The sequence below is a fragment of the Spiribacter salinus M19-40 genome, from assembly GCF_000319575.2.
Taxonomy (GTDB): domain Bacteria; phylum Pseudomonadota; class Gammaproteobacteria; order Nitrococcales; family Nitrococcaceae; genus Spiribacter; species Spiribacter salinus.
Genome location: NC_021291.1, coordinates 1,394,885 through 1,409,137 on the forward strand (window position 1 = coordinate 1,394,885; position 14,253 = coordinate 1,409,137).

At 64.3% G+C, this 14,253-nt stretch carries 12 protein-coding genes; 1 reads left to right on the forward strand and 11 read right to left on the reverse strand.

Annotation, left to right across the window (positions count from 1 at the left end; translation table 11 throughout):
• Window position 1: 1 nt before the first annotated feature.
• Window positions 2-2,731 (reverse strand): preprotein translocase subunit SecA, encoded by a 2,730-nt coding sequence (gene secA, locus SPISAL_RS06890; RefSeq protein ID WP_016353758.1) that lies wholly within the window; start codon window positions 2,729-2,731, stop codon window positions 2-4.
• 72 nt (window positions 2,732-2,803) lie between these two features.
• On the opposite strand from secA, the gene SPISAL_RS06895 reads away from it, so the two are divergent.
• Complete coding sequence (locus SPISAL_RS06895; protein ID WP_016353759.1) at window positions 2,804-3,256, forward strand: DciA family protein; 453 nt, start codon at window positions 2,804-2,806, stop codon at window positions 3,254-3,256.
• A gap of 3 nt (window positions 3,257-3,259) precedes the next feature.
• On the opposite strand, the gene lpxC is transcribed toward SPISAL_RS06895, so the two are convergent.
• The 10 genes from lpxC to murD form a co-directional block, all read right to left on the reverse strand.
• Window positions 3,260-4,174: a UDP-3-O-acyl-N-acetylglucosamine deacetylase gene (lpxC, locus tag SPISAL_RS06900; RefSeq protein ID WP_016353760.1), complete on the reverse strand. Its 915-nt coding sequence runs from the start codon at window positions 4,172-4,174 to the stop codon at window positions 3,260-3,262.
• Window positions 4,175-4,257: 83 nt separating this feature from the next.
• On the reverse strand, window positions 4,258-5,406 hold the full coding sequence (gene ftsZ, locus SPISAL_RS06905; RefSeq protein ID WP_016353761.1) for a cell division protein FtsZ: 1,149 nt from the start codon (window positions 5,404-5,406) through the stop codon (window positions 4,258-4,260).
• Between the two features lie 20 nt (window positions 5,407-5,426).
• The gene (gene ftsA / locus SPISAL_RS06910) at window positions 5,427-6,665 is read right to left on the reverse strand and encodes a cell division protein FtsA (protein WP_016353762.1); all 1,239 of its coding nucleotides are present in this window, start codon (window positions 6,663-6,665) and stop codon (window positions 5,427-5,429) included.
• 4 nt (window positions 6,666-6,669) lie between these two features.
• Complete coding sequence (locus SPISAL_RS06915; protein WP_016353763.1) at window positions 6,670-7,377, reverse strand: cell division protein FtsQ/DivIB; 708 nt, start codon at window positions 7,375-7,377, stop codon at window positions 6,670-6,672.
• Complete coding sequence (locus SPISAL_RS06920; RefSeq protein WP_016353764.1) at window positions 7,374-8,318, reverse strand: D-alanine--D-alanine ligase; 945 nt, start codon at window positions 8,316-8,318, stop codon at window positions 7,374-7,376. The genes SPISAL_RS06915 and SPISAL_RS06920 overlap by 4 nt, the downstream gene beginning before the upstream one ends.
• The gene (gene murB, locus SPISAL_RS06925; protein WP_016353765.1) at window positions 8,308-9,201 is read right to left on the reverse strand and encodes a UDP-N-acetylmuramate dehydrogenase; all 894 of its coding nucleotides are present in this window, start codon (window positions 9,199-9,201) and stop codon (window positions 8,308-8,310) included. The genes SPISAL_RS06920 and murB overlap by 11 nt, the downstream gene beginning before the upstream one ends.
• Complete coding sequence (murC, locus tag SPISAL_RS06930) at window positions 9,198-10,631, reverse strand: UDP-N-acetylmuramate--L-alanine ligase (protein WP_016353766.1); 1,434 nt, start codon at window positions 10,629-10,631, stop codon at window positions 9,198-9,200. The genes murB and murC overlap by 4 nt, the downstream gene beginning before the upstream one ends.
• Complete coding sequence (murG, locus tag SPISAL_RS06935) at window positions 10,628-11,707, reverse strand: undecaprenyldiphospho-muramoylpentapeptide beta-N-acetylglucosaminyltransferase (RefSeq protein ID WP_016353767.1); 1,080 nt, start codon at window positions 11,705-11,707, stop codon at window positions 10,628-10,630. The genes murC and murG overlap by 4 nt, the downstream gene beginning before the upstream one ends.
• Entirely contained in the window at window positions 11,704-12,906 is a 1,203-nt protein-coding gene (gene ftsW / locus SPISAL_RS06940; protein WP_016353768.1) for a putative lipid II flippase FtsW, read from the reverse strand. The genes murG and ftsW overlap by 4 nt, the downstream gene beginning before the upstream one ends.
• Window positions 12,899-14,251, reverse strand: a complete 1,353-nt coding sequence (gene murD / locus SPISAL_RS06945; RefSeq protein WP_041389833.1) for a UDP-N-acetylmuramoyl-L-alanine--D-glutamate ligase — start codon at window positions 14,249-14,251, stop codon at window positions 12,899-12,901. Before murD ends, ftsW begins: the two co-directional genes overlap by 8 nt.
• Between the last annotated feature and the right edge of the window lie 2 nt (window positions 14,252-14,253).

Consider the following 14,253-nt stretch of genomic DNA (forward strand, 5'->3'; position numbering starts at 1 on the left):
GCTAGCCATCCAGCCGGCCATGGCAGTGCTTGTATTTTTTGCCTGAGCCGCAGGGGCAGGCCTCGTTACGCCCCACCTTGCGCTCGCCGCGCACAAACGGCTGACGCTCGGTCTCGCGACCGGCGCCCGAGGCCTCGGACGTGCCACCACCCTCCAGCGCATTGCTCTCGGCATGCTGGAACTGCATCGCCCGGGCTCGCTCCTGCTCCCGTTGCGCCTCCGCCGCCTGGGCGTCTTCCTGGGAGCGGACATTCACATTGAACAGGATGCGCACGGTCTCGCGCTTAATCCCCTCCAGCATTTCCTGAAACATCTGGAAGGCTTCTTTCTTGAACTCCTGCTTCGGATTGCGCTGTGCCATCCCACGCAGGCCAATGCCCTGGCGCATGAAGTCCATGGCGGCCAGATGTTCTTTCCACTGGTTATCGAGGACCTGCAGCAAGAAGCTCTTCTCCACCTCGCGCATATCGACGCCGATGGCCTCAACTGAGCGCTCCTTGTCTTCGTAATGCGCTGCTACCGCCTGCTCCAGGCGCTCGCGCACGCCTTCCGGATCGAGCTCCTCATCGTCATCCAGCCACTGACAGACCGGGACGTCGACGCCGAACTGGGCCTGGACAGCCTCCTCCAGCGCCGGGACATCCCACTGATCCTCGATCGTGCCGGGGGGCATGTGCGCATTAATCAGACCGGCGAGCACGTCATTTTGCATGTCAACGATCGTGCCGGAGATATCATCAGACTCCAGCAGTTCGTTGCGCTGGGCGTAAATCACCCGGCGCTGATCGTTGGCGACGTCATCGAAATCCAGCAGGTGCTTGCGGATATCAAAGTTGTGCGCCTCGACCTTGCGCTGGGCGTTTTCGATCACCCGCGAGACCATGCCACTCTCGATCGCCTCGCCCTCCTGCATACCCAGGCGCTGCATCATGCCCGAGACCCGCTCGGAGGCGAAAATCCGCAGCAGGCTGTCATCCAGAGACAGGAAAAAGCGGGTGGAGCCCGGATCACCCTGGCGACCCGAGCGACCCCGCAGCTGGTTATCAATACGCCGCGATTCATGCCGCTCGGTACCGATCACGTGCAGTCCCCCGGCTTCGAGGACGGCATCATGCCGTTGCTGCCAGTCTTCGCGCCGCGCGGCGATCTGGGCATCGGTGGCGTCACCGAGATCCGCCAGTTCCACATCAAAATTGCCACCCAGCACGATGTCCGTCCCGCGTCCGGCCATATTCGTTGCGATGGTGACTGCGCCAGGCTGACCGGCCTGGGCGATAATCCCGGCCTCACGCTCGTGCTGTTTGGCATTCAGCACCTCGTGATGAATCTTCGCCTCGGACAGGGCGCTGGAGATCAACTCCGAACTCTCAATGGACGTCGTGCCCACCAACACCGGCTGCCCCCGGCTGTTGCAGTCTTTGATGTCGTCGATGATGGCCGCGTATTTGTCGTCTTGGTTGAGGAACACCAGGTCATGGTGGTCGGCCCTGACCATTGGCCGATGCGTCGGAATGACCGCCACCTCGAGGCCATAGATATGCTGGAACTCGTAGGCCTCCGTGTCCGCCGTGCCGGTCATGCCCGAGAGCTTGTTGTACATCCGGAAGTAATTCTGGAAGGTGATGGAGGCCAGCGTCTGGTTCTCGGCCTGAATGTCGACACCTTCCTTGGCCTCGATGGCCTGATGGAGGCCCTCTGACCAGCGCCGGCCCGGCATCGCCCGCCCCGTGAACTCATCCACAATGACAATCTGGCCATCGCGCACCAGGTAGTGCACATCGCGCTGGAACAGGGTATGCGCCCGCAGCGCGGCATTGAGGTGGTGCACCATAGCAATGTTGCGCGCGTCATACAGGCTCTCGCCCTCGCCGAGTAGGCCCGCATCTTGCAGCAGGACCTCTGCACGCTCCTGACCCGACTCGGTCAGAAAGGCCTGCCGAGCCTGCTCGTCGAGATAATAATCGCCGGGTCCGTTCTCTTCTTCCTGGCGCTCGAGCGCTGGCACAACCCGGTTCATGCTGAGATAGAGCTCGCTCGACTGCTCGGCTTTACCCGAAATGATGAGCGGCGTCCGGGCCTCGTCGATCAGGATCGAGTCCACCTCATCGACAATCGCGAAATGGCGGCCCCGCTGCATGCGATCTTCCGCACGCAGGGCCATGTTGTCGCGGAGGTAGTCAAACCCGAACTCGTTGTTGGTGCCGTAGGTAATATCCGCCTGGTAGGCCGCGCGCTTGGTCTCGCCATCCATGCCAGGCACGACGACACCTACCTCGAGGCCGAGGAACCGAAATACCCGTCCCATCCATTCCGAGTCACGTCGGGCCAGATAGTCGTTGACCGTGATGATGTGCACCCCTTCCCCTGAGAGGGCATTGAGGTACGCGGCCAGCGTGGCGACGAGCGTTTTACCCTCACCGGTTTTCATCTCGGCAATTTGGCCGTGATGCAGGACCATGCCACCGATCAGCTGAACATCGAAGTGACGCAGACCGAGCGTGCGATTCGCCGCCTCGCGCACGGCCGCGAATGCCTCCGGAAGAATGGCGTCGAGGGTTTCACCGTTGGCGACCCGCTCGCGCAGCGCCGGCGTAAGGGCCTGCAGCGCCTCATCATCGAGCGCCTGCATCCGGGGCTCAAGTTCATTGATACGACCGACCTGACGGCGCAGCTTCTTGACCAGACGGTCATTGCGGCTGCCGAAGACCTTTTTTGCGATTCCGCTCAGCATGAGGTGTCCGATTGGCGCTGGTGAATGACGCGTTACTATAGCGCATTGACCTGCTGAAAATCAGGACGCGCCATGGCAGATGACAAGCGGAGTGGACCCGCACCGGTTCGCAGACTGCTCGACAGTCAGCGCGGGGATCTGGCCAGGCTTCGGCGCCAGACCCGCGAGCTGGACCGTGCTATGCAGGCCCTGACGGCCGTGCTGCCTGATCGACTGCAGGGTCATTGGCGGGTCGCCGCGCTATCCGCCGACGCCCTGGTGCTGGCTGTAGACAGCCCGGTTTGGGCGACAGCGCTGCGTGGCCATCAGGAGGCGCTGCTTGAAGCGGCCGGCGAACTGCGAGGCCAGCGGCCGAAGCGAATCCAGATCCGGATCCTGACGCCGCGATCACCCGACCGTCCGGCATCCCGCCAACAGGTGTTAAGCGAAAGCGCTGTAGACAATTTGGAGGAAACCGCCCGGGCCTGTGATGACCCGCGACTGGCGGAAGCATTACGCCGGCTAGCGACACGCCGCCGGCAATAGCCTTCAGGTCACCGGCAGGGGCTGGTCGTAGGCGATGGGCACGTCCGCTTCATTCTCGAACGTCACCTCTTCCCAGGCATCCGCATTTTCAAGCAGTGCCAGCAGCAGCCGGTTGTTCATCTCATGGCCCGACTTGTAGCCATGGAATGCGCCGATCAGGCTCCGGTTGAGCTGATAGAGATCACCGATCGCATCCAGGATCTTGTGCTTGGCAAATTCGTCCTGATAACGCAGGCCATCCTCATTCAGGACCCGGAAGTCATCGACGACGATCGCGTTATCCAGACTGCCGCCCAACGCAAGGTTGTTCTGTCGGAGCTGTTCGATGTCACGCATGAAACCAAAGGTTCGAGCGCGACTCACTTCTTTCACAAAGGACGTCGATGAGAAATCGACTTCTGCTGTGCGGGCACCCGATTTAAAGACCGGATGGTCGAAATCGAGCGTATAGCCTACCTTGAACCCGTCATGCGGCTCGAAGCTGACCGACTTGCCGTCCGCATCTTCTATGAGGAGCTTGCGGGTGATCCGCACAAAGCGCTTCGGCGCCTCCTGCTCCTGGGTGCCTGCGGATCGGATCAGAAAAACGAACGGGCCAGCACTGCCATCCATGATCGGCACTTCCGGCGCTGAGAGATCCACATAGGCATTATCGATACCCAGCCCCGCCATGGCGGAGAGAAGATGCTCAACCGTCGCAACGCGCACCCCATCTTTGACCAGGCAAGTGGAAAGCACGGTATCGCCAACGTTTTCGGGATGGGCGGCAATTTCCACCACAGGATCAAGATCCAGGCGGCAGAAGCGGATGCCGGTATTGGCCGGTGCCGGTCGCAGGGTGAGATAGACTTTCTCACCGGTATGCAGGCCGACACCGGTCGCCCGAATGCTGTTCTTCAGCGTGCGTTGTCGAATCATGCTCAGCCAGTCCCGCGGTTACGCCCCCAAAAGTTATCACGCCAGTGTAACAGAAACATCATGTTAAGTGACACGGCGTGGTGCTAGTCCGCCTGGCGCCGAAGGAACGCGGGAATGTCGAGATACTCCATGTCGCCTTCTGACTCGGACGCACCACCGCCAGCAGCTGCCCGCTTACGCGCAACGGCCGGCCGTTCAAGGGCGTCGTAATCGACCTCGCCATTCGCCGTTCGCGTCACCAGCCTGGGCGCAGCGACCGGTTCGGCCTCTGTCTTCGTTGCCGCCAGGCCGGTGGCGACCACCGTTACCCGCAACTCACCTTCGAGCTCCGGATCGATCACCGTACCGACGACCACCGTGGCATCCTCGGAGGCGAACTCCTTCACGGCGTTACCCACCTCGTCGAACTCACCGATCGACAGATCCAGACCCGCGGTGACATTCACCAGAATGCCGTGTGCACCGGCGATGTTGACGTCTTCCAGCAGCGGACACGCGATCGCGCGTTCAGCCGCTTCCCGCGCCCGATGCTCGCCGCCGGCCTCACCAGAGCCCATAACGGCCATTCCCATCTCCGACATCACGGTCCGCACGTCCGCAAAGTCGACGTTGATCAGGCCCGGTCGGGTAATCAGCTCGGCAATGCCCTTGACGGCACCCAGCAGCACGTCGTTGGCGGACTTGAAGGCATTCAGCAGGGTCAAGTCCTTGCCCAGGACCGCGAGCAGCTTTTCATTGGGAATCGTGATCAATGAATCCACTTCCCGCTCCAGCTCACGGATACCCTCTTCGGCAATGGTCATTCGCTTCTTGCCCTCAAAGGGGAACGGCTTGGTGACCACGGCCACGGTCAGCACCCCCATCTCGCGGGCAATCTGTGCAACGACCGGAGCTGCACCTGTGCCGGTTCCACCGCCCATCCCGGCGGTGATGAAGACCATATCCGCGCCGTCGAGCACTTCGCTGATGCGCTCCCGATCATCCTCGGCGGCATCCCGTCCGACGGAGGGGTTTGCGCCGGCGCCCAACCCCTTAGTGATCTCCTGACCCAGCTGCAACGCGGTGCGCGCCGAGCTGTTTTTCAGGGCCTGGGCGTCGGTATTGGCGCAGATAAAATCCACCCCATCCACGTCGGCCGAGACCATATGCTGGACGGCGTTACCACCGCCGCCACCCACTCCGATGACCTTGATCACCGCGTTCTGGTTGAAAGAATCCATTAGCTCAAACATCGCTGGACCTCCTATGCGAATCAGAAATTACCCTTGAACCAGTCCTTCATCCGGCTCCACACCGAGGCAAAGCCTCGGCTGTTCGAGGAGAAATCCGGATGACGCTCGCCGCGATGGAGATGGCCGCAATGCAGCAAGCCAACCCCCGTGGCGTAAATCGGATTGCGGACCACATCCGTGAGTCCGGTCATGTGCTGCGGCATGCCAAGCCGCACTGGTGAATGAAAGACCTCCTCAGCAAGGTCAACGGCGCCTTCCATCTTTGCGCTGCCGCCCGTCAGGACGACGCCGGCAGCAATCAGATCCTCGAAGCCACTGCGCCGCAGCTCGGCCTGGACCAACGTCATGAGCTCCTCATAGCGGGGCTCAACCACCTCGGCGAGGGTCTGACGCGCGAGCCGCCGCGGCGACCGATCCCCCACCGAGGGCACCTCAATGGTCTCCTCGGTGCTCGCCAGCTGGGAGAGCGCGCAGGCGTAGCGCATCTTGATCTCCTCGGCATGCTGAGTGGGGGTGCGCAGGGCAACGGCAATGTCGTTGGTGACCTGGTCTCCGGCAATCGGAATAACGGCGGTGTGCCGAATGGCACCGTCGGTGAATACGGCAAGGTCCGTGGTGCCCCCGCCGATGTCGACGAGGCAGACCCCCAGCTCCTTTTCATCGTCAGTGAGCACCGCGTAGCTCGAAGCGAGCTGCTCCAGAATGACATCATCGACCTCGAGTCCACAGCGCCGAATGCACTTGACGATGTTCTGGGCCGCGCTGACCGCGCCGGTCACCATATGCACCTTGGCCTCCAGGCGAACACCGGACATCCCGATCGGCTCGCGGACACCCTCCTGGCTATCGATGATGTACTCCTGAGGCAGGGTGTGCAGGATCTCCTGATCAGCCGGGATGGCCACGGCCCGAGCGGCATCCAGTACGCGCTCGATATCCCCCTGGGTGACCTCCTTTTCCTTGATCGCGACGATGCCGTGGGAATTCAGCGAACGGACATGGCTGCCGGCGATTCCCACGTAGACCGAGTGGATCTCGCAACCGGCCATCAGCTCGGCCTCCTCCACCGCACGCTGGATCGACTGCACCGTGGATTCGATATTGACCACCACACCCTTTTTCAGGCCCCGCGAGGGATGCGAACCAATGCCGATGACCTCCACGTCGCCATCACTTTGCATCTCCCCGACGATTGCCACGACCTTGGATGTGCCTATGTCCAGGCCAACCAGCAGGTTGCGTTCGGTTTTCCGTGTCATCGTTTCATTCCTCGTCCTGCCAGCGCAGCGCAAAGCCATTGGGATAGCGCAGATCCACCACGGCCACGGACCGCGACTGCGCCTGTTTCATGCGGGGCCAGGCGTTGATCAGCCGGGCCATCCGCGCTTCGGTCTCTTCGCGGCCAAGCCGAAGCGTGCCGCCGTCCTTGAGCGATACCGTCCAGGCCCGACGCTCGTCGAGGGTGAGCCCCGACGGGGTAAGCCCCAGCGGCGCCAAATCGATCCGAAGGCGCTGATACTTCGCGAGCACCCGCGCTGCGCTGCCCGGTGGTCCGGACAGCGAGGGCAGCCCCTCCGGCAGCGTCCGTGGGCGAAAGACCTGCGCCTCCGCATTCATGAGCGCCGCACCCCCCCATTGCGCCACGGGGGTCTGCTCGGTGACCGTAATCCGCAGGGTGTCCGGCCAGACCCGCCGAACGGCCGCGCTCTCCACCCAGGCAAGGGACTCGACAGCTCGCCGTACCCCCCCGACATCCACACCGAGCAGCCCACCGTCCAGCTGATCCGCCAAGGCTTCGCGCAGGTCGCCCTCCTGTACCCGGTTGAGATCGCCATCGAAGCGCACCGTCTCCAGTGGCAGCGGTGCCTCCTGCGGCCAATGATCCAGCGCCAATGAGCCTGCCGCCGTCAAAGCGATGCCCAGCGCGAGGACCATCAGCAACCGCCGACCTTGAAAGATTCCGCCACTCACCGTGTTTCACCATGCCTCCAGCTGGTCAGCAGAATTCGCCAGACCAATTCATCGAACTCGATGCCCCGGGCTTTGGCCGCAGCGGGCACCAGGGAGTGATCGGTCATGCCCGGTACGGTGTTGACCTCGAGCAGCCAGTGCTCGCCGGCGGCATCGGTCATCACATCAACGCGTCCCCAGCCGCTGGCGCCGATCGCTGCAAAGGCCTCCAGTGCCAGCGCCGCCAGCCGCTCCTCAGCCACCGCGGGCAAACCGCTTGGAATGGCCATTCGGGTTGCTTCGGAGCGATACTTCGCCTCGAAATCGTAAAAGTCGGTCACCACGTCGATGCGGATGGTGGGTAGGGCTTCCCCATCCAGAATCCCGACGGTGTATTCATTGCCCTCGATGCAGCGCTCAATGAGCACGTCATCGCCAAATGCCCGTGCCGCCCGCCAGGCTGGCTCGAGCTCGTCCAGGACCCGCACACGGGTCGTCCCCAAACTCGAGCCTTCCCGAAGCGGTTTAACAAACAAGGGCAGACCCAGCGCCTCGGCAACCTCCGGCAAGGCCTCGGCCGTTTGCGGAACCCGAAAATCCGGGGTGGCAAGCCCCATGGCCCGCCAGATCTGCTTACTGCGTAACTTGTCCATGCCAAGCGCCGAGCCGAGCACACCCGCGCCGGTGTACGGCACACCCAAGGCGTCCAGCGCGCCCTGAATCACGCCGTCCTCACCCCCTGGCCCATGCAGCGCAATAAATGCCCGGTCATAGTCGCCCAAGCCGTTCAGGCCATTGCTTGCCGGGTCGTAGGCCTCGGCCCGCACGCCTCGACTCTGCAAGGCAGCCAAGCACTCCGCCCCACTCGCCAGCGAAATGGATCGCTCGGCGGAGCTCCCGCCCATGAGCACGGCGACGCGACCGAGCTCGGCAGCCTCTGGATGACGGTGTTCAGATGTCATCACTGGCCTCCCCGACAATGCGGACCTCTGGCACGAGCGCGACGCCGGCGGTCTCCTCGACCACCCGCTGCACCCGGCGAATCAAGCGCTCGATATCCGCCGCCCGCGCCTCGCCACGATGGACGATGAAATTCGCGTGCTTGTCCGAGACCCAGGCGCCGCCCTCTTGCGTGCCCTTCAAACCGGCCGCCTCAATGAGCCGTGCTGCATGATCGCCAGGGGGGTTACGAAAGACCGACCCGCCGCTCGGCAGACCCGTCGGCTGCGTTTCGGCGCGCTCACCCAGCAGGCCGCGCATCTCCGCCTGCAGGGTATCCGGGTCACCGCCGGGTACGAACGCAAGCCATGCCGCGGTAAACCACTCATCGGCCGGACCCTGCGTGGTCCGATAACCGGTCTGAAAATCCTCAAGCCCTCGCTCGCGCAGCTCACCCTGGGGATCCACCGTTTGCACGGCGGTTACCTGTGCCCAGGTCTCTCCGCCCCAAGCGCCGGCATTCATCGCGAGGGCGCCGCCGACCGTGCCCGGGATACCGGCGAAAAAAGCGCCCCCGGCATAGCCGTGCTTTGCGCACCAGCGCGCCAGTTTGGCGCACGGGACACCGGCCCCCACACGAACCCGCCCAGCACCCAGATCCTCGATGTCACTCAACCCGCGATGCAGCCGAATCACCGAGCCACGCACGCCGCCGTCCCGAACCAGCAGATTGCTGCCAAGCCCCAGCCAAAGCATGGGCTCGCGGCGCTGATCACTCGTCATGAAGCACGCCAGATCAGCAGCATCGGCCGGCTCATAGACGGTCTCTGCCGGCCCACCGACGCGCCAGGTGGTGTAGCGCGCCATGGGCACGTCGTGGCGAAGGCGTCCACGTAGCGTCGTCATTCGCCCGCCTCCCCGTTCAGTAGCCGCGGCAGGGCGCCGCCAATGCTGCCCGCGCCCAGCGTGATCAGGATGTCGTCGGCCTGGAGCTGCGAGGGCAGGATCGCGCACAACTCATCGATGCCTTCCACAAACACCGGATCGACCTGCCCACGCTGGCGAATGGCACGACACAGGCTGCGCGCATCCGCCCCGGGCAGCGCGGTCTCGCCAGCCGGATACACCTCCGTCACGAGAAGCACATCGGCGTCGCTGAGTACCCGGGCAAAGTCTTCGAACAGATCCCGGGTGCGGCTGTAGCGATGGGGCTGAAAGGCGATGACCAGTCGATGATCGGGCCAGCCACTACGCAGCGCCTCAAGGACGGCGGCAATCTCTCGAGGGTGATGGGCGTAATCATCCATCAACAGCGCCTCACCCCCGGCCACAGGTAACGCGCCCAGCTGCTGAAAGCGCCGGCCGATCCCCGAGAACCCCTGCAGTGCCCGCTGGATAGCGGCATCTGACACACCCAGCGCGTTCGCTACGGTGATGGCACCCAGTGCGTTCAGGACGTTGTGGCGCCCCGGTAAATTCAGGGTAATCGGGAGTGGCTCGGTGCTCGTACCCGTGACCGTGAAATGGCTACGGCCGGCATCGGCCCGCACGTCAACGGCCTGCACATCGGCGGTTGCCTCGAAACCATAGGTGCGCACCGGCCGAGCGAGCTCATTTACCAGCCCCCGCAAATAGGGATCGTCATCACACAACACCGCGAGTCCGTAGAACGGCAGATGGTGAATGAACTCGATAAAGGCGTTGCGCAGGCGCTCGAAATCACCGCCATAGGTGCCGAGGTGATCCTCGTCGATATTCGTGAGCACGGCCATCATGGGGCTGAGGTAGAGGAACGAGGCATCACTCTCATCCGCCTCCGCCACCAGGTACCGACCGGCTCCAAGGCGCGCATGACTGGCCGCGCTGTTCAGACGCCCGCCAATCACAAAGGTTGGATCGAGGGCATCCTCGGCGAGGATGCTGGCCACCAGGCTGGTCGTTGTGGTTTTGCCATGTGTGCCGGCCACGGCAATGCCGAACCGGAAGCGCATCAACTCAGCCAGCATCTCGGCACGGGGTACCACGGGCAGGCGCCGGGCCCGTGCCGCAAGTACCTCGGGATTATCTGCAGTGACGGCGCTAGAGGTGACCACCGCATCGGCTGCCGCCACATGAGCGGCGTCATGCCCGATTCTGACCTCCGCGCCAAGGGCCTTGAGGTGGTGGATCACGGCGTTCTCGCGCAGATCGGAACCACTGACCCGATAACCCAGGTTGAGCAGCACCTCCGCAATGCCACCCATGCCGGCTCCGCCGATGCCGACAAAATGCAATTGCCGCACTTGGCCCATGGCGCCGGGGCCACCCGCGGCAAGACCGGTCCACTCGGCCGTCATGCCGCCACCTCCAGACACACATCGGCAACCCGCGTGGCGGCATCAGGCCGACCAAAGGCGCCTGCCGCTTCCCCCATGTGGGCCAGTACCCGGCGATCGCTCAGGAGCCGTTCAAGGCGCACTGCCAGGCGATCCGCCTCCAGCTGATCATCAGCGATCAGCTCCGCACCCCCCGCTTCGACCAGACGGCGCGCGTTCGCGCTTTGATGATCATCCACCGCATGGGGATACGGCACGAGAATCGCAGGCACCCCGGCGGTGGCAAGTTCGGAGACCGTGAGCGCGCCCGCCCGGCAGATCACAAGATCACACCAGCCATACGCCTCGGCCATATCGTCGATAAACGCGCTGACCGTGGCCTCCACCCGGGCATCGGCATAAGCCTGGCGCGCTGTCTCGAGCGTGCGCGGCCCCGCCTGATGGCGCACCTCGGGGCGCTGGTCGCCCGGGAGCCTTGCCAGCGCAGCCGGCACAATCCGGTTCAGGGTCAGCGCACCGAGACTGCCACCCATGACCAGCAGCCGCATGGGACCCTGGCGCTCGGCATAACGCGTTGTCGGTGCCGGCAAGGCCGCAATGGCCTCACGCACCGGGTTACCAGTGAACTCTGCGGCCACGCGATGACTGAACTCGGCCTCGAGCCCCGTCAGCACCCGGCTGGCCAGCCGCGCGAGGAGACGATTGGTCAACCCGGCGATCGCATTTTGTTCATGAATCACCAGCGGGCAGCCGAGCCATCGCGCAGCCAGGCCCGCAGGGCCCGTCACGTAACCACCCATTCCCAGCATCGAGCGTGGCTGATGGCGACGGATCACGGCGCGACACTGCAGGACAGCCAACAGGATCATCCACGGGGCCATCAGCCACCCGCGCAACCCGTTGCCCCGCAACCCGCGGACCGTGGTGGTTTCCATGGCAATGCCCGCCTCGGGCACCACACGCGCTTCCAGGCCGCCTGGCGTTCCAAGCCAGATGACCGGCGTACCGCGCCGTTCCAGCTCACGCGCCACGGCCAGGGCAGGAAACACATGCCCACCGGTGCCGCCCGCGACGATCATGACCGGCGTGACACTCATGTGGGCACCCCCCGCCGCGGCATCCGGCTCGCCGACCGCGCCGCTCTGCGCTGCTCGAAATCGACCCGCAATAACAGCCCCAGAGCAAGGGCATTCATGACCAGACTGCTGCCGCCATAACTCATCAAAGGCAGCGTGAGACCTTTGGTGGGAAGCAGGCCGAGATTCACGCCCATGTTCACGAAGGTCTGCAGCGCAAGCCACACCCCCACGCCATAGGCCAGCAGACCGGCAAATACGTCATCGCCGCGCAGGGCACGCGCGCCAATCAGGCAGGCCCGCCAGACCACGAAGGCAAACAGCGCAATCACCGCGGCCATCCCGACAAAACCCAGTTCCTCGGCGAGCACGGCAAACAGGAAATCGGTGTGTGCTTCTGGCAGGTAGTAAAGCTTCTGCACGCTATTGCCCAGGCCCACGCCCAGCCACTCGCCGCGCCCCACAGCGATCAGCGACTGGGTGAGCTGAAAGCCGGTATCGAACGGATCCGCCCAGGGGTCGCGGAAGGCGATCAAACGCTCCAGGCGGTAGGGCGATGAGACGATCAAGGCGGCCGCGCCCACGCCGCCTGCGCTGGCCAGCAACATCAACACGAGCAGGGGCGTACCGGCGATGAACACCATCGTCCCAACGGTCGCGATCAGGATGGCGAGTGAACCGAAATCGGGCTGTGCGAGCAGCAACAGGCCCACCACCACCAGGACCAGTGCCAAGCCAATCAGCGGCCGCGGGGACTGCTGGAGCTCCACAATGTGACGCTGGATCTGTGCCGCTACATAGACCAGCAGCAACACGCGGGCCACTTCGGAGACCTGCACGTTGAAAAGCCCGATGGGCAGCCAGCGGGTCGCCCCATTGGCCTCGTGTCCCACCCCGGGAACCAATACCAGCGTGAGCAGGAACACGGCAAACAGCATCAACGGTGTGGCGAGCGCCTGAACGCGCTCGAGCGGTATGCGCAGCGCGATGAGCGCGCCGGTGAGGGCCACTGGCAGGAAGATCAGTTGGCGGGTAAGAAAATGCAGGGGCCCGGCACCGGCCTCCTCAGCCACGGAGACCGAGGCGGAGGCCAGCATGACCAGGCCCAGCGAGAGAATCAGCGCGAGCGCGGCGAGCAGGGAGCGATCGAGATCGGCCCACCAACTCCCTCGATGACCCAGCAGGGCCTCCAGCCGCGGACGGAGCATGACTTCAGCCATCAGCCAGTCCCTCCACCAGCGCTCGGAACCGCTCGCCGCGGGCCCGGTAATCCGTGAACTGATCCAGACTCGCGCACCCGGGCGATAACAAGACCACATCACCCGGCCGAGACAGCGCGAGCGCGCGCTCAACCGCAGCGTCGAGATCAGCCACAACCGCTACCGGCACCACGTCGGCCAGGGCCTCGGCCACCGCGGCAGCATCCTGCCCGAAGACGACAGCCGCGCGGCCAGCCGATGCCATGGCAGCAGTCAGGGGCTCGAAGGACTGGCCCTTGGCATCACCGCCCGCCATCAGCACAACCGGCTCGGCCATGCCGCTGACCGCCGCAACGGCGGCCGCGACGTTGGTGGCCTTGGAGTCGTTAATCCAGGTACGGCCTTGGCGCTGGACCACCGTCTCACCGCGATGCGGCAGCCCCGAGAATCCACGGAGCGCCCTCACCATGGCGGTGATCGGCAGGCCAGCCGCATCGCCGAGCGCCAGGGCGGCGAGCGCATTGATGGCGTTGTGCCGTCCGGCGAGCGGCAAGTCAGCCTGGGCCATTAAACCCTCACCTGAACGGCACAGCCAGGCCTCGCCCGCGCGCTGCTCAATCGCCCAGCTCGCACGCGCATCACCGGGCTGGTCGCTAAACCAGACCGTGGTCTGCTCGCGCTGCGCCATGGCTCGGACCGCCGCGTCGTTGACATTGAGGATGGCGCGATCCGCCCCCTTGAGAATGCGGGCCTTCGCCGCGCCATAGGCGGCCATGTCGTCATACCGATCCAGGTGATCAGGGCTGAGATTGAGCACGGCAGCGGCGACCGGCGTGAGCGAGTCGGTGTGCTCGAGTTGAAAGCTCGAGAGTTCAAGGATGAACAGCGGCGCCGCAGGATAGGTCGCCAGAAGATCAAGTGCTGGCTGGCCGAGGTTGCCACCCACCGCGGCCTCGACACCCGCGGCCTCAGCCATGGCGCCAACCATCCGCGTGACTGTGCTCTTGCCGTTCGAGCCGGTAATCGCCACCACCGGTGCCGTGACCGACCGGGCGAACAATTCAATCTCACTGATGATGGGCTGGCGACGCGCCGCGGCCCGCTTCAAGGCAGGCAGGCGGGCATCAACACCGGGGCTCAGGACAATCTCTTCAGCCCGCTCCAGGAGTGTCTCGTCGAGCCCACCCAGTGAGAGGTCTACCTCCGGATGCGCCTCACGGACGGTCATGGCGTGCGGAGCCTCAGCTCGGGTGTCCGTCGCCGCCACCCGATGGCCCGCGGCCGACAGGTGGCGCACACAAGCCAGACCGGACGTGCCGAGCCCAACGACGACCGCGTCGAGTGCCCTATCCGGTGTTTTGGCCATGG

Bases quoted from the DNA above. Each gene is read 5' to 3' on its own strand.
- murC (WP_016353766.1), bottom strand. From the start codon at position 10,631: ATGACGGCCGAGTGGACCGGTCTTGCCGCGGGTGGCCCCGGCGCCATG.
- SPISAL_RS06920 (WP_016353764.1), bottom strand. From the start codon at position 8,318: ATGACATCTGAACACCGTCATCCAGAGGCTGCCGAGCTCGGTCGCGTC.
- secA (WP_016353758.1), bottom strand. From the start codon at position 2,731: ATGCTGAGCGGAATCGCAAAAAAGGTCTTCGGCAGCCGCAATGACCGT.
- murB (WP_016353765.1), bottom strand. From the start codon at position 9,201: ATGACGACGCTACGTGGACGCCTTCGCCACGACGTGCCCATGGCGCGC.
- lpxC (WP_016353760.1), bottom strand. From the start codon at position 4,174: ATGATTCGACAACGCACGCTGAAGAACAGCATTCGGGCGACCGGTGTC.
- ftsA (WP_016353762.1), bottom strand. From the start codon at position 6,665: ATGACACGGAAAACCGAACGCAACCTGCTGGTTGGCCTGGACATAGGC.
- murG (WP_016353767.1), bottom strand. From the start codon at position 11,707: ATGAGTGTCACGCCGGTCATGATCGTCGCGGGCGGCACCGGTGGGCAT.
- SPISAL_RS06895 (WP_016353759.1), top strand. From the start codon at position 2,804: ATGGCAGATGACAAGCGGAGTGGACCCGCACCGGTTCGCAGACTGCTC.
- ftsZ (WP_016353761.1), bottom strand. From the start codon at position 5,406: ATGTTTGAGCTAATGGATTCTTTCAACCAGAACGCGGTGATCAAGGTC.
- murD (WP_041389833.1), bottom strand. From the start codon at position 14,251: ATGGCCAAAACACCGGATAGGGCACTCGACGCGGTCGTCGTTGGGCTC.
- ftsW (WP_016353768.1), bottom strand. From the start codon at position 12,906: ATGGCTGAAGTCATGCTCCGTCCGCGGCTGGAGGCCCTGCTGGGTCAT.